The sequence below is a fragment of the Arthrobacter gengyunqii genome, from assembly GCF_023022985.1.
GTDB classification, from domain to species: Bacteria; Actinomycetota; Actinomycetes; order Actinomycetales; family Micrococcaceae; genus Arthrobacter_B; species Arthrobacter_B gengyunqii.
The window spans coordinates 3,619,799-3,641,124 of the sequence record NZ_CP095461.1 but is presented as its reverse complement, the minus strand read 5'-3'; the positions used below and the strand labels follow the sequence as shown (position 1 = coordinate 3,641,124).

Annotated in this window: 19 protein-coding genes; 7 read left to right on the top strand and 12 right to left on the bottom strand. The window is 66.4% G+C overall.

Features of this window, described 5'->3' with window-relative positions:
- Positions 1-19: 19 nt before the first annotated feature.
- Entirely contained in the window at positions 20-2,005 is a 1,986-nt protein-coding gene (locus MUG94_RS16940; RefSeq protein WP_227907295.1) for an APC family permease, read from the bottom strand.
- A gap of 378 nt (positions 2,006-2,383) precedes the next feature.
- Between MUG94_RS16940 and MUG94_RS16935 the strand changes: the two genes are divergently transcribed.
- Positions 2,384-3,130: a LysM peptidoglycan-binding domain-containing protein gene (locus tag MUG94_RS16935; RefSeq protein WP_227907294.1), complete on the top strand. Its 747-nt coding sequence runs from the start codon at positions 2,384-2,386 to the stop codon at positions 3,128-3,130.
- 126 nt (positions 3,131-3,256) lie between these two features.
- Here the strand turns inward: MUG94_RS16935 and MUG94_RS16930 are convergent, their stop codons facing one another.
- Positions 3,257-3,550 carry a MoaD/ThiS family protein gene (locus MUG94_RS16930; protein ID WP_227890898.1) on the bottom strand — a complete coding sequence of 98 codons (294 nt, stop codon included), beginning with the start codon at positions 3,548-3,550 and terminating at the stop codon, positions 3,257-3,259.
- Positions 3,547-4,653 (bottom strand): WD40/YVTN/BNR-like repeat-containing protein, encoded by a 1,107-nt coding sequence (locus MUG94_RS16925; protein WP_227907292.1) that lies wholly within the window; start codon positions 4,651-4,653, stop codon positions 3,547-3,549. Before MUG94_RS16925 ends, MUG94_RS16930 begins: the two co-directional genes overlap by 4 nt.
- A gap of 128 nt (positions 4,654-4,781) precedes the next feature.
- Here MUG94_RS16925 and MUG94_RS16920 point away from each other — a divergent pair, with 128 nt between their 5' ends.
- From MUG94_RS16920 to MUG94_RS16900, 5 genes are all read left to right on the top strand, one after another.
- Positions 4,782-5,657: a DUF4031 domain-containing protein gene (locus tag MUG94_RS16920; RefSeq protein WP_227907291.1), complete on the top strand. Its 876-nt coding sequence runs from the start codon at positions 4,782-4,784 to the stop codon at positions 5,655-5,657.
- 50 nt (positions 5,658-5,707) lie between these two features.
- Positions 5,708-7,018, top strand: coding sequence for an MFS transporter (locus MUG94_RS16915; protein WP_341482150.1), 1,311 nt, complete (start codon positions 5,708-5,710; stop codon positions 7,016-7,018).
- A gap of 9 nt (positions 7,019-7,027) precedes the next feature.
- Positions 7,028-8,386 carry an MATE family efflux transporter gene (locus MUG94_RS16910; RefSeq protein ID WP_227907287.1) on the top strand — a complete coding sequence of 453 codons (1,359 nt, stop codon included), beginning with the start codon at positions 7,028-7,030 and terminating at the stop codon, positions 8,384-8,386.
- Positions 8,387-8,410: 24 nt separating this feature from the next.
- Positions 8,411-9,037 (top strand): hypothetical protein, encoded by a 627-nt coding sequence (locus MUG94_RS16905; protein ID WP_227907286.1) that lies wholly within the window; start codon positions 8,411-8,413, stop codon positions 9,035-9,037.
- Between the two features lie 106 nt (positions 9,038-9,143).
- Positions 9,144-9,509: a hypothetical protein gene (locus tag MUG94_RS16900; RefSeq protein WP_227907285.1), complete on the top strand. Its 366-nt coding sequence runs from the start codon at positions 9,144-9,146 to the stop codon at positions 9,507-9,509.
- A 10-nt stretch (positions 9,510-9,519) separates the two neighbouring features.
- Here MUG94_RS16900 and MUG94_RS16895 read toward each other — a convergent pair whose 3' ends face one another.
- From MUG94_RS16895 to MUG94_RS16880, 4 genes are all read right to left on the bottom strand, one after another.
- On the bottom strand, positions 9,520-9,930 hold the full coding sequence (locus tag MUG94_RS16895) for a hypothetical protein (RefSeq protein ID WP_227907283.1): 411 nt from the start codon (positions 9,928-9,930) through the stop codon (positions 9,520-9,522).
- Positions 9,931-10,021: 91 nt separating this feature from the next.
- A complete protein-coding gene (locus MUG94_RS16890) occupies positions 10,022-10,699 on the bottom strand; it encodes a hypothetical protein (protein ID WP_227907281.1) in 678 nt (225 codons plus the stop codon).
- Positions 10,700-10,791: 92 nt separating this feature from the next.
- Positions 10,792-13,452, bottom strand: coding sequence for a VCBS domain-containing protein (locus tag MUG94_RS16885; RefSeq protein WP_227907279.1), 2,661 nt, complete (start codon positions 13,450-13,452; stop codon positions 10,792-10,794).
- 214 nt (positions 13,453-13,666) lie between these two features.
- The gene (locus tag MUG94_RS16880; RefSeq protein WP_227907277.1) at positions 13,667-14,224 is read right to left on the bottom strand and encodes a CGNR zinc finger domain-containing protein; all 558 of its coding nucleotides are present in this window, start codon (positions 14,222-14,224) and stop codon (positions 13,667-13,669) included.
- Positions 14,225-14,367: 143 nt separating this feature from the next.
- Between MUG94_RS16880 and MUG94_RS16875 the strand changes: the two genes are divergently transcribed.
- Positions 14,368-15,336: an EamA family transporter gene (locus tag MUG94_RS16875; RefSeq protein ID WP_423724317.1), complete on the top strand. Its 969-nt coding sequence runs from the start codon at positions 14,368-14,370 to the stop codon at positions 15,334-15,336.
- Between the two features lie 41 nt (positions 15,337-15,377).
- Here the strand turns inward: MUG94_RS16875 and MUG94_RS16870 are convergent, their stop codons facing one another.
- The 5 genes from MUG94_RS16870 to MUG94_RS16850 form a co-directional block, all read right to left on the bottom strand.
- Positions 15,378-16,931: a long-chain-fatty-acid--CoA ligase gene (locus MUG94_RS16870; protein WP_227907275.1), complete on the bottom strand. Its 1,554-nt coding sequence runs from the start codon at positions 16,929-16,931 to the stop codon at positions 15,378-15,380.
- A 154-nt stretch (positions 16,932-17,085) separates the two neighbouring features.
- Positions 17,086-17,934: a glycosyltransferase family 2 protein gene (locus MUG94_RS16865; protein WP_227907273.1), complete on the bottom strand. Its 849-nt coding sequence runs from the start codon at positions 17,932-17,934 to the stop codon at positions 17,086-17,088.
- Positions 17,931-18,950, bottom strand: a complete 1,020-nt coding sequence (locus MUG94_RS16860) for a glycosyltransferase (protein ID WP_227907272.1) — start codon at positions 18,948-18,950, stop codon at positions 17,931-17,933. Before MUG94_RS16860 ends, MUG94_RS16865 begins: the two co-directional genes overlap by 4 nt.
- Positions 18,947-20,014 carry a glycosyltransferase gene (locus tag MUG94_RS16855; RefSeq protein WP_227907270.1) on the bottom strand — a complete coding sequence of 356 codons (1,068 nt, stop codon included), beginning with the start codon at positions 20,012-20,014 and terminating at the stop codon, positions 18,947-18,949. Before MUG94_RS16855 ends, MUG94_RS16860 begins: the two co-directional genes overlap by 4 nt.
- Positions 20,011-21,126: a glycosyltransferase family protein gene (locus MUG94_RS16850; RefSeq protein ID WP_227907267.1), complete on the bottom strand. Its 1,116-nt coding sequence runs from the start codon at positions 21,124-21,126 to the stop codon at positions 20,011-20,013. The genes MUG94_RS16855 and MUG94_RS16850 overlap by 4 nt, the downstream gene beginning before the upstream one ends.
- Positions 21,127-21,326 lie beyond the last annotated feature (200 nt).

Below are 21,326 nucleotides of genomic sequence, written 5' to 3'. Positions count from 1 at the left end.
TTTCCCCAGGACCCTTGGTCTACAGTCCCGAACCCGGCGTCGGCGTGGCGCCCCGATCCCGGCTGGACGCCAGCTGCCAGGGGACGCTGGCCACCATGATGCCCGGCTCAAAGTGCAGCCGGGCCTTCATGCGCAGTGCGGTCTGGTTATGCACGAGCTGCTCCCACCAGCGCCCGACGACGTACTCCGGGATGTAGACCACAAACAGTTCGCGGGGGGCGTTCCGCCGGGCCTCACGCAGATACGTGAGCACGGGGGAGACGGTCTCGCGATAGGGCGACGAGAGAACGGTCAGCGGCACCGGGATCTGCATTCGGTCCCATTGCTCCATGACGCGCTTGGTGTCTTCGGGATCGATGTCCACGATGATGGCGTTCAGGCTGGAAGGGCGCGAAGCCCGGGCGTAGGCCAGTGCCCGCAGAGCCGGTTTGTGGACCTTGGACACCAGGATCACGGCGTTGACCCGCGACGGCAGGGAAAGGCCCTGCACGTTGTCATCCACCGCAAGTTCCCGGGCCACCGAATCGTAGTGCGACCGGATCAGGAACATCAGCAGGTACAGGACGCCCATCGCCAGCAGGGCAATCCAGGCGCCGTGGGTGAACTTCGTGACCAGGACAATAGCCAGAACCAGAGCCGTCATGCCGAATCCCACGGCGTTGATGACCCGCGAGCGTTTCATTCGCAGCCGCGCGTCGCGGCTTCGTTCCGTGCGCAGCCGCGCCGTCCAGTGCCGGATCATGCCGAGCTGGCTGGCGGTGAACGAGACGAACACCCCGACAATGTAGAGCTGGATCAGGCGGGTGACATCGGCGTCAAAAAGCAGGATCAGGACCAGCGCGCCCACGCCCAAGGCGACGATTCCGTTGCTGAAGGCCAGTCGGTCACCGCGGGTGCGCATCTGACGCGGCAGGAAGCCGTCCTTGGCAAGGATGGACGCCAGCACCGGAAAGCCGTTGAAGGCAGTGTTGGAGGCGAAGACCAGGATCAGTCCGGTGGCGGCAATCACGATGTAGAAGGCGAGGCTGCCGTCACCGAAGATGGTTTCCGCGAGCTGGCTGATCACCGGATGCTGCACATACTCGGGTCCGACGGGGCTGCCGTTGACGGTCAGCTGGGTGGCGGGATCCTGAACGACGCGGACATTGGTTGCATTGGCCAGCACCAGGATGCCCGCCAGCATTGCCGCCGATATTCCGCCCAGGAGCAGCAGCGTGCTGGCCGCGTTTGTGCTCTTGGGCTTGCGGAAGGTGGGAACCCCGTTGCTGATGGCTTCCACACCGGTCAGCGCCGCAGCCCCCGAGGAGAAGGCCCGCAGCAGCAGGAACGCGCCTGCCAATCCCACCAGGCCGCTGTCCAGACCCGATTCCGGCACCAGGTCAAAGCCGGACGACGGCGCCTGGGCCAGATTGCCGGTCGCTGCCTGGAAGGCACCAATGGCGCACATGCCCAGCACTGAGGCCATGAAAACGTAGGTGGGCACCGCGAACACCGCCCCGGCCTCCCGGATGCCGCGCAGGTTGACCAGGACCAGAACAGCTACGCCGACGGCGGCAATGGGCGCCTGCAGGCCGTTCAGGCCCGGCACCGCCGTTATCAGATAGTGGGAGGCGGAAGACATGGAAACGGCGACCGTCAGCACATAATCCACGAGGAGCGCCGAGGCCACCGTCAGCCCGGCGGGTTTGCCCAGGTTGGTGCTGGCAATCTCGTAGTCACCGCCGCCGGAGGGATAGGCATGGACGTTCTGCCGGTAGGACGCCACAACCGTCAGCAGGACGATGATCACAGCGAGCCCGGCCCAGGGCGACAGGGTCACCGCAGTGACACCGGCAAGGGCAAGGGTCAGGAGGATTTCGTCCGGAGCGTAGGCTGCGGATGAGAGCGCGTCGGAGGCGTAGACCGGCAGCGCAATGCGCTTAGGCAGAAGGGTGTGCGCCAGCCGTTCGTTGCCGTAGGGGCGCCCGACCAGAATGCGTTTGAGCGCATTGAAGAATGTCAGCACGAGGTCAAACCCTAGACCTGCCGCCGGTGCGCTGTCTAGAATTCGCAGCTGGCCCGGCCGGGGAGTGGCAAACACGCTCGGCTACGGCGCGTCCCGGGTCACAGACTTGTGTGATCGATATCCGTTTGTTATCTGCTGGAGCTTCCCTTACCGTGGTTAACGGTTCGAAAAACGAACCCCGCCGGGCATCCAAGTCCCGGCATCAGGCGGGCGCCGTTCCAGGTGCCGCCGCAAAGCGCTCGGTGCCTCGAGCCACCTCACGTCGCCACATCGTCAGGCACCGCACCATGACCTCGATACGTCAAAGGGGTTGGCGACGGCGTAACGAAGCCCTGGGAAGGGTGGAACGCAGGTGGACCCTAGGAGCAGCCAATACCAATGACCAAGTCTAAGATCAGCCGAATCGTGCGCCGGGGACTCGCAGTAGCCGCCATCTCGGGTGCAGGAGTAGCACTGACCGCAGCACCGTCCCAGGCTGCCGACACAAGTACATGGGATGCACTGGCACAGTGTGAGAGCGGCGGCAACTGGGGCATCAACACGGGCAACGGATTCTCCGGTGGCCTGCAGTTCCTTCCGAGCACCTGGGCAGCCTACGGCGGCACGGGCGACCCCGCCTCCGCCAGCCGCGAACAGCAGATCGCAGTGGCCGAGCGCGTCCTCGCCGGCCAGGGCTGGGGTGCATGGCCCGCCTGCTCCGCCAAGCTTGGCCTGTCCGGCGGTGCCACCGGTTCTGTGAGCACCCAGAGCCAGACCACGGTTCCGGAGCAGACCCAGCAGTACACCGCTCCGGAGCAGACCCAGCAGTACACCGCTCCGCAGCCCACGCAGGAATACGTGGCGGAGGCTCCGGTTCAGCCTGAAGTCCAGGTTGCCCCCGAGGCTGTCGTGCCTGAGACTCCGGTGCTGCCGGAAGCCCAGGTCCAGGAGCTCGCACCGGTGCAGACCCCTGCTCCTGCGGTGAGCGGTGAGACCTACATCATCCAGCCCGGCGACACGCTCTCCACCATCGCCGAGAAGCTGGGTATCGAAGGTGGATGGCAGGCGCTGTACAACGCCAACGCCGACTCGATCATCCACCATGACCTGATCTTCACCGGCCAGGTCCTGCAGCTGCCGGCCTAATGAAGGTCTAATCCGAATTCCCGGCAAAGCTGCGGAACCGGAAAACCACATAGTGCAGGCGCTCCGCCACCGGCGGGGCGCCTGCAGCCTTTAAACCGCTGCGTTGGTCGTTTTCAGTTTTTCAGTTCAGCCGCCGGCCACTGACGCCAGGATCAAAACCTCGGACCCCGGGGGTACCAGGCTGGCCAGGCCGTTGAGGGCACGCAGTTCTTCTCCGTCGAGATACACGTTTACGTAGCGGCGCAGCTGACCGGCCTCATCCCGGATCCGGCGCTCCAGCCGCGGATACTCGGCGGCCAGTCCGTCCAGCAGCCCGGCTGCTGTCAGGTCCGGGCGGGAGTCGCGTACCAGTTCGCGGACACCCCCGGCATCTGCTGACAATGCCGCCGGCAGGACCAGCCGCACCGGGGCCGCGCTCATCCGAAAGATCCCGCCGGCACGATGCCCGCCCGCACGCACAGCACATCGGGAAGATTGCCGGCGACCAGCGAAAAAGTGTTCCCTTCGTCCGCGCTGCCGAAGACCTGCCCGCCCCGGGTGCCGAAGTACACGCCGGCAGGATCGGCGCTGTCCACGGCAGCGGCATCACGCAGCACTGCGTTGAAATCCGTGTCCGGGAGGCCCTCGTCAAGCCGCGTCCAGGAGTCCCCGGCGTCCGTGCTCCGGTAGACCGCCAAATGTCCGTCGGGGGCGATGCGCTCGCCGTCGGCCTTTAACGGGATGGTCCAGATGGTGTCGGGACGGGTGGGATGCGCCAGCATGACGAAGCCAAAATCCGCCGGCAGCCCGTCGGCAATGGACTGCCATGAATCACCGGAGTTGTCAGTGCGGTACACGCCGTGATGGTTCTGGGCGTACAGGCGCCGCGGATCGCCGGCGTCCCGCGCCACTTTATGGACGCACTGGCCGAACTCCGGATTGGGGTCCGGCAGGAAATAGGCGCTGATGCCGGTGTTGCGCGGCATCCAGGACGCTCCGCCGTCGTCGGTCCGGTAGACGCCGGCGACACTGATCGCCACGTGCACGGTGTCATCCTCCGGGCTGGGCAGGACCGTGTGCGCCGCTGCGCCGCCGAAACCGGCACCCCACCCGCTGCGGTGCGGATGCTCCCAGAAGGGCTGGTTCATCTCGAAGTGCTCACCGCCGTCGGTGGACTTCCACACGGAAATGGGTTCGGCCCCGGCCCACACCACGCCCGGGCGGCCCGCGCTGTCCGGCTGCACCTGCCAGACCCTGGTGAGCGCCTCTCCGGTGTCTGAAGGGAATCGGACGGCGCCGTCTTCCGGTTCGCTCCAGGTGCGGCCGAGGTCATCGGAGTGGACGACGCACGGGCCCCAGTGCCAGTTCATGATCCCCGCGAGGATCCGGGGAACCTCGGGACGGGTGTCAATGGCCACAGACGCCACTTCATCCATCAGGAAGTGCGGGCCGGACAGGGTCCAGTTTTGTCTGTCGTTGCTGGTCGCCAGCCACAGGCCCTTGCGTGTTCCGATGGCCAGGACAGCAGTGTCCCCTTCATTCATGCAGGTATTGGACCACGGGCACGGAGCACGGACAAGGGTGTGCCGAAAAAGGTTTGCGTGGAAATCCCGGCCGGCGTCCGGTAGGTATGGACTATGCCTTTCCCGTCTTCGTCCCGGCCTGCCGTCGGATGATCTACATTGACCCGCCCCGGTGGCCGGCCCACGGCACGGTGTTTTCGCATCTGGTTTCGGACACGTCACTGGCCGAGCTGCATGGCTTTGCCGCTGCCGCCGGAATCAGCTCCCGTGCCTTCGATCTGGACCACTACGACGTACCGCGGCACCGCTACCGGGACCTGGTGGCCAGGGGTGCTGTCGAAGTTGACGGGGGGACGCTGGTGCGACTGCTCATCCGCAGCGGGTTGCGGATCAGGGCACGGGAGCGGAATTCCTCGCTCGTGCATCCGCTTCTTGCCCGCTGGGACGCACTGGTCCCGGGTTGCCGCGAGGTGGGGGCGGAACTGCTCAACCGATGGGGCGAACCGCACCGCCGCTACCACGACCGCCGGCACCTGCTGGCGGTGGTGGAAGCCGCGGAGCAGCTCTCGGACGGGCCGCCGCCTCGGACCGTGCTGCTGGCGGCCTGGTTTCACGACGCCGTGTACCGCGGAACCGCCGACGACGAGGAGGACTCAGCTTCCCTCGCCGCGGCCCTGCTCGCGGAAACCGAAAGTCCGGGCCACGAGATCCGCGAGGTCCAGCGCCTGGTCCGGCTGACTGCGGGGCACCGGCCGGAACCCGGGGATGCAGCCGGAGCACTGCTCTGCGACGCGGACCTGTCCGTTCTGGGCCGAAGCCCGGAGGCTTACCGCCGGTACGTGGCCGAGGTCCGGCGGGAGTATCCAAATGTGGATGATGCAGTCTTCGGCACGGGCCGCCGCCGCGTGGTGGCCGGCCTGCTGAATCTCGATCCGATCTTTTCCACGCCGCAGGCCCGCGACCGGTGGGAAGAACGGGCGCGGGCCAATCTGATGTCCGAATTGGAACTGCCGCAGCGGGCCTGACGGGTCTGACGGCGGTGCGGGCCCGGAGCCCGAAGGCCTAGAGTTTGATCGTGCGCAAGGAGACAGCAGCAGGGGCGGGGAACCGCAGGGATGAGCCGTGGACCGGACATGCAAAAGGCAGCCACGGGTACCGGGGCGTGCTCATTGGATTGGCCGCGGCCGGCATGGCCACGTTTGCCCAGCTGTATTCGGTGCAGGGCGTCCTGCCCGGAATGGCCCGGGACCTGGACATCACGGCGTCCTCGGCCGCCCTCACGGTCTCGGCCGCCACCCTGGGCCTGGCCGCAGCAGTTATCCCCTGGGCCGCCGCCGCCGACAGGTTCGGCCGGCTGCCGGTGATGCGGCTGGCGATCGTCGCGGCGGTGGTGCTGGGGCTGCTGGTTCCGTTCAGCCCCGACCTTCCGGTGCTTCTGGCTCTGCGGTTCGCCGAAGGTGCCGCCATGGGCGGGATTCCCGCGGTCGCCCTGGCCTACCTCAACGAGGAAGTGTCACGTGTCCACGCCGCCGTCGCTGCCGGAAGCTACGTCTCCGGCACCACGATCGGCGGGCTGGCCGGACGCCTGGTGGCCGCCCCCGTGGCCGATGCTGCGGACTGGCGCGTCGGCGTCGGCGTCGTCAGCCTCCTCGCCGCCGGAGCCGGAATCGTGTTCATGCTGACCGCACCGAAACAGCAGGGATTTGTTCCGCTGCGCCGGTCGGATCCGGGTCCGGGACTGGGCGGGCGGCTGCTGGCCAACCTGCGCAACCCGCGGCAGCTCACCCTGTACATGCAGGGGTTCCTGCTGATGGGCGGCTTTGTGGCGGTCTACAACTATCTGGGCTTCCGGCTGGGTGCTGCGCCGTTTTCGCTGCCGCAGAGCGTGGCCAGCTTCCTGTTCCTGGCCTACCTCGCCGGTACCTGGTCCTCCAGGTCCGCCGGAGCACTCGCCGGCCGGCTTGAGACCCGCGGCGGACGCAAAACCGTGCTCCTGGGTTCCACCGCCGTCATGGCTGCCGGGCTGGCCCTCACGCTTGCGGCATGGCTGCCCGCAGTGATTGCCGGGCTGGTGGTGTTCACTGGCGGGTTCTTCGCCGCCCATTCCATTGCCTCCGGCTGGGCCCCGTTCCTCGCCACTGAGGGACGGGCGCAGTCCTCGTCGCTGTACAACCTCTTTTACTACGCCGGGTCGAGCCTGCTGGGCTGGATCGGCGGCATCTTCTTCCAGGCCTTCGGATGGGCCGGACTCAGCGCCTATGTGGGTGTACTGATGGCGCTCGCCGCAGGAACAGCTGCCGCGGTGCTCACGGCGGACCCAGGCGCCGGGTCCGCCGCAGATCCCGCCGCAGGTCCCGGGGCGGCCGGGGCGCAACCGGGACCGTAAGCTGTGAAGGTGGGCACTTCAGCACAAATCTCCAGCTCGAACCTCGGCCGGCGCATCCTCGCCCTGGCCATACCCGCACTCGGTGCGCTGATCGCCGAGCCGCTGTTCCTGATCGCGGATTCGGCCATCGTGGGCCACCTGGGCGTCAACGAGCTGGCCGGCGTGGGTCTGGCATCCACGGTGCTGCAGACCGCCGTCGGCCTCATGGTGTTCCTGGCCTACTCCACCACCGGCACCGTGGCGCGCCATCTGGGCGGCAACCGCCACCGGGAGGCCGTGGCCGCCGGCAGGGACGGGATCGGCCTGGCCCTGATTCTGGGGGTGCTGCTCTCCACCGCCGGCATTCTCGCCGCACCCGCTCTCGCCACGGCCTTGGGCGCCACCGGTGACGTGCACGCCTTCGCCGTGGACTACCTGCAGTATTCAATGCCGGGCCTAACCGCCATGCTCGTGGTCCTGGCCGCCACCGGAGTGCTGCGCGGACTGCAGGACACCCGCACGCCGCTGATGGTGGCCGGCGTCGGCTGCGCAGTGAACATCGGCCTGAACTATCTGCTGGTGTACGGTTTCAACCTCTCCGTTGCCGGATCCGCGCTGGGCACCAGCATCACCCAGTGGGGGATGGCCGCCGTCTATCTGGTGCTGGTGGGCCGGATGGCGCGCCGTGCCGGAGTTCCGCTGCGTCCCGCCGCCGCCGGGATCCGCGCCACCGCGCACGTGGGCTCCTGGCTGATGCTGCGCACCCTCAGCCTGCGCCTGGCCGTGCTGGCCGCCGTGTTCGTGGCCACCGCGCAGGGACCGCAGTCCCTGGCTGCCCACCAGCTGGTCATGACCGTCTTCACTTTCCTGGCCTTTGCCCTGGACGCCCTGGCCATTGCCGCGCAGGCACTCATCGGCAAGGAACTCGGCGCCGGCAACCGGACCATGGCCCGGGAGCTGACCCGCCGGATGATCCGCTGGGGGGTGGGCTTCGGGGTGATCACCGGAGTGCTGCTGGCCGCCGCCGCACCCTTCGCCGGCTGGATCTTCACGCCGGACGCCGGAGTGCAGTCCGCACTCACCGCGGGATTGTGGGTGCTGGCCGCGTCCCAGCCGATCTGTGGGCTGGTGTTTGTGCTCGACGGCGTGCTCATCGGCGCGGGCGACGCACGGTACCTGGCCTTGACGGGCATGCTGAATCTGGTGGCCTATCTGCCGTTGCTCTGGTGGGTGCATCTCGCCGGGTTGGACGGTCCCGGAGGCATTGCCTGGCTGTGGGCCGCTTTTGCCCTGGGATACATGAGCGCCCGGGCGGTGACGCTGACCTGGCGCGTACGCCGGGACGCATGGATGGTCACCGGGGCGGCACCGGGCACCGCGAGCGACTAAGCTGGTGGGTGGCCAACCGGCCACATGACGCGCAGATACGAAAGCGGAGGCTCGGCAGTGGGCGATTCCAACCACGGCACCCCGTGGGTACCCATCCTCCTACGGTCCGCCACGGCGGCGGCCTTCGGCATCCTGACGGTTTTCTGGCAGTCCCCCGGAGTCGGCGTACTGTCCGTTGCCGGCGGTCTGTACCTGCTGCTGACGGCGGTGTCCGTCTGGCGGATGGCCGTCCTCGCGGGCACCGATGGCGAACAGCGAATCCGTAGCCTCCAGCTGCTGGAAGCGGCAGCCTACGCGCTTGCCGGAATCGCCGTCCTGGCACTGCGGTCGGTCGAAGGGTTCCTGGTTGCAGCAGGACTTGCCCTGGTGGTGGGCGGCGCCGTGGAACTCTATCTCTGGACCACGTCCCGCAAGACGTTCCTGCCGGCACGGGACTGGCTGATCACCGGTGTGGTCAGCCTGGGAACAGCCGTCATCCTGCTTGCCGTTCAGCTCATGGATCTCGGGGCCCATGCAATGCTCGGGGTAACCGGCGGTTCAGCCATCATCATCGCCGTAATGCTGGCCACGTCCGGACTCGGTGCCCGCTGGGACGCCCGGTCACAGGGTAGCCAGTCCCGCCCGTCGCCGGCCGTCCGGCAGAAGCCGTAAACTAGACAACTCCGGTTCTACAAACTGTAGAACGAAGGACATCAACGCAGCAGGAGGAAAAACAGTGGCGAACAGCTCATCCGGAAGGCCGCAGAAGCGGAACTCCGTGAAGGCCCCACTCATTTTCTCTGCCGTGCTGGCTGTGATTGCGGGTGTTGCCACCATGATCTTTGCCACCGGCGGCGCAGAGAAGGAACTGCGGGTTGACCTGGGCCTCACGGCTGCCGGCATCGCCTTCATCGCCTCGCTCCTGATCTGCTCCCTGCTCCTCATGACGGAAAAGCCCAACCCGGACCACCTCAGCGAAGGATCCGGCATTCACCGCAGCGCAGCCAAGATCCCCGGCGGCGCGGGTTCTGTCGGAGCGCCGGGCGGCAGCAGCTCGGCCCCGGCGGGCGACGGCACACCCTCGGCTAACGAAACGCCCGCAGCGAACGACGCCGGTTCCCGGCCCGTCGACCCCTCGGCCTAGCAGCAGTCAGCTAGCGGCGGCGCTTGCGCTGCTTGCGTTTCGGCCCTTTGGCCGGGGGCATTGGCCGTGCAGGCGCCGGAAGGCTTTCCGGACCGTCAAGCATGCGGCCCAGTCCGGCCAGCTGGTCCAGGTCCTCGTCATTGGTTGCCGCCGGGCTCGACGGCGCGGGAACGGAGACGAGCGCACCGCGCTGCCGCCGCAGGATGAGCAGGGCTCCGAGCGCGACGGCGGCAAGTCCGGATGCCAGGGCCAGCATCAGCATGGCGTAAAACCAAAAAAGTGCGATGCTCGCGGGCGCCGAGACCGGCGGAGTCAAAAGACCGGTGAAGCAGATGAGCCAGTACGCGGCGCAGCTGCCCAGAATGATCCAGGCGGTTCGGGTCGGTAGTGAGTACAACAGGTTCTGCAGCTTCTGATCCATGAACAGGTCCTAGGAAGAGGCCGTGATGCCGTCTGCTCGACGCCATCAAGTCTAGGGAGCCTCTTCCGGACCCGAACAGCCTGTTGCCCGTTTAGGGGCCGTTTGTGCCCAGAGGGGTTGCAGGGCCGCTGGACTCCTCCACAATGACCTGCACTGCGCCGGTGGGCTGCTGTTCAGTGACGGCATCCGTGAGGGGCTGCACCTGCTCTGCCGGCACGCGGACCGTGATGCTGCCCGTTCGTCCGCTGGTGCTGAGCCAGTGCAGCTGGACCTGCGGGGCCGAATCCGTGCCCAGCCAGGCCTTGAACGCCGCAGTTGCGTCCTGGAGCTGCGCATCGGTGAATTCGGCCCGGTAGGGAACAGCTCCGGCTTCCGCCACGGCAGCTTCGGCCTCCGGGGTGGTCACGGCCACATGGAGCTGGTTGTTCTCGATCCAGGCGTCGGAATAGGCGGAACCGAGATCGGTTTTCAGCTGGGTGTGCAGCTGCAGGAGCTGGGTCATGTTCTCATCCGTTGCGGTGTCGGGGTCGGAGGGCGTAGCGGGAACGGCCCCTGTTGTTCCGGCGGTGGTGCTGTCCTGCGCGGCGGGAGCGCCGGAGACGTGGGGGTTCGCTGATGGCTCCGTATCCGGGGATGTTGAGGATGCGGACGGACGGGGTTGCGGGGACTGTGCGTCCTGGCCGCAACCGCTGAGGAATAACAGCGCGGCGGCGGCAAAAACCGCCACCGGAGCCTTCGCCAGGTTCGACGTATTTTTCGGGATGGACATCAATCCTCCTGGGGTCTTTCAAGTAAGAAATACCAAAGCGGGCCCCGGCACAAGGCCGGGACCCGCTTTAGTGGTGTCACGCTAGTGGCAGATTAGGCATCCTGCAGCTGGCGGCGGCGGTTGATCAGCAGTGCGCTGATACCACCCACCGTGAGCAGTGCGCCTGCTCCGGCGAACAGACCCATGCCGGCAGCACCGGTGTCGGGCAGGCCGTCACCGTTGTTGTCCGGTGCCGGGGTAGGCGCCGGAGTGGTCGGTGCGGGGTCGCCCGGCTGGGGAGCCGGCGGCACTACGGGAGGAGCCTGGGGGGCAATCTCGACGGCGGTGACCGTGAAGGTTGCTTCAGCTTCAGAAGTTGCACCGGAGAGGCTCTGCACAGCGGAAACCGTGTAGGTTCCCGGAGTCAGATCTGTCGGGAAACCGCTGACGCTCCAGTTGCCTTCGTCGCCGACAGTGGCGGAGAGAGTGGTCTCTCCAATGGTTACGTCGATCTCTGCACCTGCGGTGCCGGTGCCGGACATGTCGCGAGGGCTGGAGCCCTCGGCGAAGTCGTCACCTTCAGTGATCGAGGTGATGATCGGCTTGTTCAGGATGACGGAGAACTTGGAGGTAGCCGCAGCCGATTCAAGCTTGCTGTTTTCGATGGCGTCATGGGTTGCGCTCACGGTGTACTCGCCGTAGGCAAGTGCGTTGTCGAGCTTCCATTCCCAGTTGCCGTCGGCATCGACAGTGGCAGTGCCGGTCTCCTCGACGGGTTCGACCGCCTGTGTTCCGGCGTCTGATTCCTTGGCGTCTTCAACAATCTTGTTGCCGGAGACCTTGAGGGAAAGCTTGGCGTCGGCAATGCCGGTGCCCGTGATGGTCGTCAGCGAGTCGGCGATCTGGGCGTCGGCAGCCGGGTTCGTGATGACCGGTGCGTCAAGCTTGGCTTCCTGGACGGTCAAGTCGTAGGAGACGGTCTTGGACTCGTTGAAGCCGTTGACTGCCTGGACCTTGAACTCGAGCTTTCCATCAGTCGGAACCGTGGACGGAGCCGGGAAGCTCCAGAAGCCGTCCACGACGTCGACGTCAATGGTCTTGTCGCCGCGCGTGAGCTTGACCGTGCTGGTGGTGGCCGTGCCGCGGATGGCTTCGTCCGTCAGGACGGTTCCTTCGTTCTTATGGGAAGTCAGGACCGGGGCCTCAACGAAGACGGCAACAGTGTAGCCGTCCAGGCGCTTCATGCCATCGGAGAGCATGGTGGAGAAGAAGTAGTTTCCACCCTCGGGGCCGGCACTGACCAGGCCCATGGCGTTGGAACCGGAGATGACGGATCCGCCGGAGTCACCGGGTGCGGCATTCTTCTCCAGCGTGGATTCGAAGCCCCAGACTCCGCGGACGCCGTCCGGGGCGCCTACATAGAATTCACCGATTGCGCTAACGTCGCCGCAGCTCCAGCCGGTGGTACGGCCGGACTTGCACATCGGAGCTCCGATAACAGCGTCGGTGGTTCCGGTGATCTTTGTGGTCGCAGTAGTGAGATCCTTGGCATCTTCCCACTGAGTAACCTCGGGCAGCAGATCAAGCTCATTGTTGATCCCGTTGATGACACCAATGTCCGTGCCGATGTTTTCAGTCGATCCGAGCTCGGTGGGCGAATTGTTCTCGCCACCGAACTGGGAGAAGCCCCAGGTGCCCAGATCGGACCCCAAAGACGGCTGCGTGCCGCCCGCGGCGGGGTCGTCTGCCGGAATGGAAAGGATGGTGTCTGTTGCCTGGCCGTCATCGGCGCAGTGTCCTGCGCTGATCACCGCGGGGGCACCTTCGGCGTTGAAACCGTTGAAGCCAATGGAGCACGCCCCGCCGCTGTTGCCGGTGAAGGTGGCGTAGCCCTGACCGTTGACGACGTCCTCGAGGGCGTTTGCCGGACCTGATGCGTCAATGACAGTCACGCTCGGATTGTTCTTGGCAAAGGCATCGGCCGGAGTGGTTCCCGCTACTTCGGCCAGACGCTCGGCGAGCACTGAACCATCAGTAACACTTGCAGCTTTTTTCGCCTTGATAACGTAACCGTCAGCCGTCAGCATGATGGACTGCAGGCCTTCCAGGCCGACGCTGGAAATGTATTCTGCGCGGAGTTTCTTGATAACTTCGCGGGGCTCACCCGCAAGGGTCACCGGTGCTGCGGTTTCTTCATCTGCTGCCGGCTCTTCGGTAGCCTCGGCGCTCGGAGCCTCGGTGGCTTCGGCGGCAACGGGTGCTTCCTCCGGTACGTCAGCTTCTTCGGCGGCAGGAGCCACCAGAGTGGCGTCCAGCTCGAGGGTCAGGGCCTCGAGGGCCTCACCGGAACCGGTGATGACGATCTTTTTGTCTTCGATGGCGATGCCCACGAAGCCTTCGGTGGCCTGGAGCTCGGGAAGGGCATCCGCTGCCTTCTGGCCCAGCTCGCCGGCTGCCTCGAACTCTTCGACCGTCATGCCAAGGTCGCGCAGAAGAGCTTCAGCCAGGCCGGGAGCCAGGGCTCCTGCCTCTTCCGCGGGAGCTTCTTCAACGGGCGTTGCCTCGTCGGTGACGGTCTCTTCGGCAACCGTTTCTTCTGCGACGGTCTCGTCGACCGGAGCTTCAGTGGTTGCCGTGGCTGGTGCGGTTGCTTCCGGCTCCGCTGCCGGTGCGGCGAGGGCGGGCGAAGCGATAAACGCCCCGCTCACCGCCAGTGCTGTTGCGGCGCCCAGAGCGCCGACGCGTTTGTAGAACGCGCTCGAATTGTCCTGCAATTGAAACCCCCATTTTGTGCTGGCACAGACCGCACCCCCGGTAGCGGACACAGGGGTAACCCCTGGCCGGAACAACGCGGAATCGAGACTGTGTGGAATAGCCGTTCGCCGTGACGGCGGACGAAGCTCACCGTGATCATAGCGGGAGGTGAGCAAAGTAACAAGAGCACTTAGTAATTTTGCCGCCCTGCAGGAATCCGCTGCATCCCACCGGCTAGGGGCTGGTGTCCTGCTTGGCTGACCGCCGGCTGCGGTAGGAGCGCACGTGTTCCCGGTTTCCGCAGTTCCCCGTGTCGCAGTACCGCTTGGACCGGTTGCGCGTCAGATCGAGGATGACGGCCGCACAGTCCGGAGCGGCACAGGTTCCCAGCCGGTCCAGCTCACCGCCGCGCAGAACGTCCGCCAGTGCCATGGCTGCCTCCGTGGCCAACCGTTGCTCCAAGGGTGCCGCGGGGGAGGTGCAGTGCAGGTGCCACCCCCACTCGTCGTGGCGAACCACCTGCGGCAGCGCGCGGGAATTGCGCAGCAGCTGGTTCACGCCCCCTGCCAGCTGGTCTTCGTCCGCGGTCCACAGCTGGCGCAGGATGGTCCGCAGATGCCGCACCGCACGCAGTTCGGCAGCAGTGTGGGTGCGGGACCCGCTGAAACGCTCCCGTGCCAGGAAGACGTCCAAATCGGCCGGGGTCAGCAGCGCATCGGAAGCCGTTGCTGCTGTGTTGATAAGGGCTGCCACTGTGTTGAGCGAGTCCGCTGTGTCATGACCTAACGGCATTGTGAATCCTGACATCCGAGTGCTGGGACTTCCCAGTGTAATGGTCTAGGGGTAAGAATGAACCTGACAGGTCCCGGGGGCCACTCATTTTTGTGCTCTTTGGAGGCATCGTGAAACGTAAAGCAGGCAAGGGGTCGACGACGGTGGAGACTCACCGCACCGCCGGGAGGAGTTCGGGCAGCACCGGCATTGCCGTTGCCCTCCTGTCCTCCGCCGTGTTTGGACTCTCGGGTTCTTTCGCCAAATCGCTGCTGGAGACAGGGTGGACATCCACGTCGGCCGTCGCCGTCCGCATGGGCGGTGCCGCCCTGGTGTTGCTTATCCCTGCGCTGCTCGTACTGCACGGCCGCTGGCATCAGGTCCGTGAGAACTGGAAGACCATCGTCGCCTTTGGGTTTATCGGCGTGGCCGGCTGCCAGTTTTTCTACTTCAACGCCGTGGAGCGGTTGACGGTAGGTGTGGCGCTGCTGCTGGAGTTCCTGGCACCGGTGCTCATGGTGTTGTGGATCTGGGCCGCCACGCGACGGCGGCCGGGACTGAGGACCATGGGCGGTGCCCTGGCTGCGATTGCCGGGCTGGTGCTCGTACTGGATATCGGCGGGGAGATACGCATCGATCCGGTGGGAGTTCTGTGGGGTCTCGCAGCCGCGGTGTGCCTTGCGATCTATTTCTTTATTACCGCCAAGGCGAACGACTCCCTGCCGCCGCTGGTGCTGGCCACTGGCGGGATGCTCGTGGGCGCAGCCACCATGGTGACGCTTGGTGCCGTGGGCATCCTTCCCACCGGTTTCAACACCCATGACGTGCTGCTGGCAGGCCGGGTCATGCCCTGGTGGGTGCCACTGGCGGGACTGGTGCTTTTTTCCACGGTGCTGGCGTACGTCACAGGGATCGTGGCGGCCCGGACCCTCGGCTCCCGCATCGCCTCTTTCGTGTCCCTGACGGAGGTGCTGTTTGCGGTGCTGTGGGCCTGGCTGTTCCTGTCCGAACTGCCCGGCACCGTGCAGCTGATCGGCGGGGCCCTGATTGTGCTGGGCGTGGTACTGGTGCGTTCGGACAAAACCGCAGGCCTGCCCGGGGAGGCCCTTGAAGAGCCTGAGCCATACGCCTGAAAGGCCCGCCGCGCGCCTGCGGGGCGCGGCGGGCCCGGAGGTTAGGTCTGCGGTTCAACCTGCGGCTCGTCTTGCCCCTCTTGGGCATCCACCCGGATCTCGCGCTTGAGGATCTTTCCTGTCGGCCCCTTGGGAAGAGCGTCCGTCAGGACGACACGACGCGGATACTTGTAGGCGGCCAGCCGGTCCTTGGCGAACTCGCGGATTTCCGCGAGCAGCGCCTGGCGGGCGTCGTCGTCGGCGGGCTGGACATCGTCCTTCAGGCCAACCACTGCCACGATCTCCTCGCCGTGCAAGTCATCGGGCACACCGATAACGGCGGCCTCGGCGACGGCGGGATGCTCGTACAGCACTTCCTCAACCTCGCGGGGATATACGTTGTAGCCTCCGCGCAGGATGACGTCCTTCTTGCGGTCCACGATGTAGATGTTTCCGGCGTCGTCGAGCCGCCCCAGGTCTCCGGTGCGGAACCAGTCGTCCGGAATGGCGGCCTCGGTTGCCTCCGGGTTGTTCCAGTACCCCTTCATTACCCCGGTGCCCTGGACGGCCAGCTCGCCTACTTCACCCACGGGCACATCAGCGCCGTCCGGGTCGACCACGCGGACAAACATGCCGTCCACCGCCTTGCCGATGGAACCGGCCATCCGGTCCGGCCCCGGCAGATTGAAGGAGACCACGGGCGAGGTTTCCGAGAGTCCGTAGCCTTCCAGCAGCTGGGTGCCGAAAACGCGTTCAAACTCGTGCAGCACTTCCAGCGGCATGGCCGAGCCTCCCGTGATGGCTCCGCGGAGCGTGGAGACATCCGTGTCGGCCAGGTCCGGATGGCGCAGCATGCCCACATACATGGTGGGAACGCCCTCAAAGATGGTGACGCCGTCACGTCCGATGATTTCGAGGGCTTTTCCGGCATCGAATTTCGGGAGCAGGCTGATTGAGGCTCCCGCCATCACGGCCGAGTTCAGCGCCGATGTTTGCCCGAACACGTGGAAGAACGGCAGTCCGCCGAAGATGACGTCTGATTCCACGGTGTGCAGAAGGTTCCGTGAAATGTCGGCATTGGTCACCAGGTTGTTGTGGGTCAGGGCGGCACCCTTGGGTCGTCCGGTGGTGCCGGAGGTGTAGAGAATGACGGCAATGTCCTCGCCGTCCACTTCGCGGACCTCGTTCACCGAATCGGCTTCGGCCAGCAGTTGCAGGAAGGCACCGGCGTTGACCGGGATAACCTCCACGCCGCCGGCTTCCTCGGCGCCGGCCAGCGCCTCAGCCAGAATGCCTTCCCAGGCGAAAACCAGCCTGGCGCCGGAATCCTGCAGGTGGTAGGCCACTTCGCGCGCCTTGAGCAGCGGATTCATGGGCACCACCACCGCCCCGTAGCGAAGCACCCCGTAATACACGAACGCCATCTGCGGAATGTTCGGCATGATCAGGGCTACGCGGTCGCCCGGTTCAACTCCGCGGGCCGCGAGGACACCGGCCACTTTGGCGCTCATCGCGTCAAGCGCGGCGTATGTGACCGTGGTGTCATCAAGCTTCAGGACCGGGCGGTCCGGAACCCGGGCAGCCGTATCGGTGAGAATTCCGGCGAGGTTTTGCATGAAGATCTCCTTTGATCACACATGAGGCGTGGAGCGGCATCCAGCTGATGGTGACTAGCATCACATACTGAGCGGTATGTTTGCAGTGTAGTCAGCAACGAATCTTCGAGTGTTTTGCTGCGGTGCTCCTTTCCGCCGACCCGAAATCCTTTGTTCAGGCGGGCCGTCCAACATGGTCGGCAAGGGTGCAGGGCGTTGTCCCGTGCCCGCCTTCAATGAGGCCGCGGTCGCGGAAGCCCTGCAGCCAGCCGCCCATGGGCCAGCTGCCCCAGCGTGCGTGGAACAGGTTGGCGTTCCGGACAATGTCCGCCACATGCTGCACCGGCGGATCCTGCGTGGGATGGAACTGGTGATACGCCCGTGCCGCCCCGACCCAGGCCAGGCCCGCACCGGCGCGGCCGGCCAGGCGTGCGAAGTCGGTGTCCTCCCCGCCGTAGCCGGTGTAGTCCTCGCAAAAACCGCCGATCCGGTTCCAGGTTTCCGCCGTGACAGCGAAGGACAGGGACCAGAACAGATCCGGGTTGTCGTCAGGAAATATCTCTCCGGGGAGCGGAGCGGGGCGCGCCGGGTGCGGCGAATCCAGGTCGCTGAGCCGGTCCAGGCAGTAGCCCTGAGGTCCCGGCGGGTCCAGATAGGTGACCGGCCCGCAGAGCAGCCGGGCCGAGGCGGCGTAATCTGTGGCTGCGGCAACGTAGCCGGCCACCAGGTCCGGGCCGGGAAGGCAGTCGACATCCAGGAAGAGCAGCAGGTCAGCGCCGCGCTGCAGTGCCGCACGGGCCCCGGCATTCCGGGCCTTGGCCAGCGGCAGCGCCGTGCCCGTCCGGGGCAGCTCGACGACGGTTCCGGGCAGGCGCGGGTCCGGAAAGGAAGCGGCAACTCCGGGGTCATCCATGGCGACGATGACATAGTCATCGGGCAGCCGGGACGAGCGAAACAGTGCCTGCTGCTGGGCGGCCAGGTGGGCGTGCCGGCCGTGCACCAGGGTGATGACGCTGACTTTCACGAGGTTGTTCCCGCCGCAACGGGCTTTGATGCTGCCACATCCACGATGACCTGCGCTGCGCGGACAGCTCCCTGGCCGTCATTCCAGACGGCCCAGCCGCGGCCGTCCAGCTTCTCGGCGGCTGAGAGTACCTGGGCCCAGTCGCTCCGGGCAAAACCGGGCGAGACGATGGCGGGGAGTCCGGGCATCCGGGACAGTGCCCGGCCGGTGGTGAACTGTTCCTGATGCGGCCGTTCCAACGGGACAATCACTGCGGGCACACCGGCTGCCGCCGCATCCGCCACGGCGCCCTGCCCGGCATGGGTGACCACCAGGGAGGCGTCCCTCAGGTGCGGGAGAGGATCCGCGGTGCGGTTTCCGGGGTTGGTGCCCAGGGAAACCCAGTCCACGCCGGGTGTCTGGCGCCGGGCGTCCTCGATGTCGGCGTCGTTCATGCCCCCGCCGCCGGCACCGCCCAGCACCAGGACCCGGGTGACGGGACCGGATGGGCGGCCGGGCAGTACCGGGATGCCGGAGATGGCGCCGACAGGAACCAGCTTCCCGCGGACGCAGTCATCAGCGGTGGTGAGCATGTCAGGCGCCTCGGGCGGCCAGGCTGCCACCACGGCGTCCGAGATGCCAAACCCCAGCGTGTGGGCGGGGTCGCTGCGCAGCCCGGGCAGTGCCACGGAGACCACAGGAACGCCGTGCAGCCGTGCCAGGACGGCTGCTTCAACCGAGACGTCGGCCACGAGGGCACCCGGGGCAGCGTCCCTTAGCCAGGCGGACAGCTGCCCCATGCGTTCGCGCAGTCCGGCGTCGTGCAGCGGAACCCAGTGCAGGCGTCCGTTGGCATCCACCGACGCGGGCTCCGAACCGGTGTCATCCCGGTCCAACCGGATCCAGGGATTGTTCCAGCCGTGAGGCCGCGTAAGGGAGGAAAGGGCAGTCACGCTTCCGGCCGGCAGATGGGCGGCGATGGCCTGCGCCCGGCGAAGATGCCCCATGCCCTGATGATGGATGTAGTACCCGATCACGCGGCGGCCATCCGCTGGGAGGCTTCCAGGAGCAGTGCCTCGTATTCGTCAACCATCCGCTCATGAGAGCAGAACGTCTCCGCGCGCCGCCGCGCGGCGTTCCGGTCCAGGACGGACGCCTCGCGCAGCGCCACCGCAAGGGCGCCGACGTCGTCCGCCCGCGCCAGCCGGCCGCAGTCCGGGGTGAGGATCTCGGGCAGGGCACCGCGGTCGAAAGCGGCCACCGGAGTGCCTGCCGCCAGCGCTTCCGCCGCCACCAGCCCGTACGGCTCATCCCAGCGAGGAGTCACGAGCGCCGAGGATGCTCCCTGGACGGCCCGGCGCAGCTGCGAATGGTCCAGATGGCCCAAATAGCGCACGTCCGCGCCCAGGTGCGGCCGGATCTCGGTGTCGAAGTAATGGTTGTCATGGACGGGCCCGGCCAGATCCAGGGGGATTCCGGCCGCTTTGGCGGCCTGGATGGCAAGGTCAGTGCCCTTCTCCGGCACGATCCGGCCAAACCAGATGGCTGAGTCTCCGCCGGGGCCCTGCTGCCAGCTCCGGGTGTCCACGCCGTTCAGGATGGCCGTGGCGTCCACCAGGTCCGCCCAGGCGTTCCGGGTGTGGGAGCTGACGGCGATGAACCGGGTGGCAGCACCACGGACGCGGATGGCGGATTCGATCCAGCCCACGGGAGGGGTGTGCAGGGTGGTGATCAGGGGCACCCGGAGCATCCGGGACATGGCAATGGGGAGGTGGTGGATGCTGGTGTTCAGGACGGCATCGTAGTTTTCATGACCGTGTTCGGCCAGATCGAGCATGAGTGAGAGGTAGGCGTGGTGCTCGGCCATCCACTGTTCCGGATGGGCGCCCACATCGTTCCGTGCCGCCCGGCTCATTTCAAAGGCCGGAACGTCGAGGAAGTTCACCCGCAGCTCCGGATCGGAACCGGCGGCGGCGAAAAGGGTGATGTCATGCCCGCGGGCCGTCAGTGCGGAGACCAGGGCGTGGGTGTGCGCCTCCAGGCCGCCGGCGAACGGCTCGCTGATGGGAAAGCGGGAGGGGCCGATGATGCAGAGCCTCATTGCAGCACTCCGCTGCGTTGGAGAAGCCCGGCATACAGCTCTGCGTGGCGGGAGGCAATGCCGGCCCGCTGCTCAGCCCGGACCCGGGGCTCAAGGGGCCGGGGAGGACCAGCGTTTCTGGCGGCCCGAACCGCGGCCTTCAGGGATTCGGCATCCAGTCCGTCCTCACTGTGCGAATAACTGAACACCGGACCCTGGTCGGCATAGAAACCGCAGTCGGGCGCGGCCACGGCGGTGCCAAGGTCCCGGCACGCTTCCAGCCAGCCCGAATGGGTGCCGAAGCGGTAGGGGAGTACCGACAGATCCAGTCCGGCGAGATACTTCCAGAGTTCATCGTCCGGCAGGAAGTCGTGGACATGCAGCTCAAGCTCGGCCGAGCCTGCCTCCCTGTCCAGGAACTGTGCCAGTTCGGCGTCGTACCGGGCGCCGTCAGGCTGCAGGACATCGCAGTGCCCGTTGACCTGGACCACCATGCCGCCGTCTTCCCGGGCGACTTCCAAGAGAGCGCGGATGACCGGCAGCGGTTCCATGCTGGCCCGCAGGCTCTTCACATGCACGCCCACTCGGTAGGGAGCTCCGGTGGCACGAGGTCGGTGTGCGTAGTCCGCCATGGTGTCGAGCTCGACGACGTGCGGGTGGGCAATGACGTGAGGGCGGCGGCCCCAGCGGCGTTCAATTTCCGCCGCGGCACCCTCGGTCAGGGTAATCAGCGCATCAGCGCCCGGAATCAGGACATCCAGGTGCGCGTCGTGGGCGGCGGGGGATTCATGGTGGGGGTTGCGCAGGTCATGCACGGTGTAGATCAAGGGCTTGCCGTGCCGGCGAAGTGCTGTCACCACCTCCTGCAGGTCCCGGGGGTCAAGGGCATCGAAGCCGAAATGGATGTGGAACACATCGAAGCTCTCTGCATTGGCGTCAACCCATTCCGCCGAGAGCATCACCGGTGGCCACCACTTGCCGGTGGCCGGGTTGTCCGGCGAGTCCGGGTCGGGATCGGGTAGGCGGACAACGCCGGGGATCCCCTGTGCGGTCCCCGGCAGCGGGTCCAGATGGCGGATATAAACGTGTCCGGAAGGGACGCTGGCAACCCGAATAGAGTCCCGCGGCTGCAATCTGTGGCCCTCCTCGTCAAGGCCCCCAAGGTTCCGGAGGGGAACCGAGGGCACGGGTGGTGAAATAGTAAGTACCGTTAGTAATCAATAGCATATGAATCTTGAAAGAGGGCAAACTTCGTCGGCGGTAATCTGGAAACAGATCAGACGCACGGCCCCGCACACCCGTCCCGGCGCCGGATCCTCCCAGTGCACCCGAA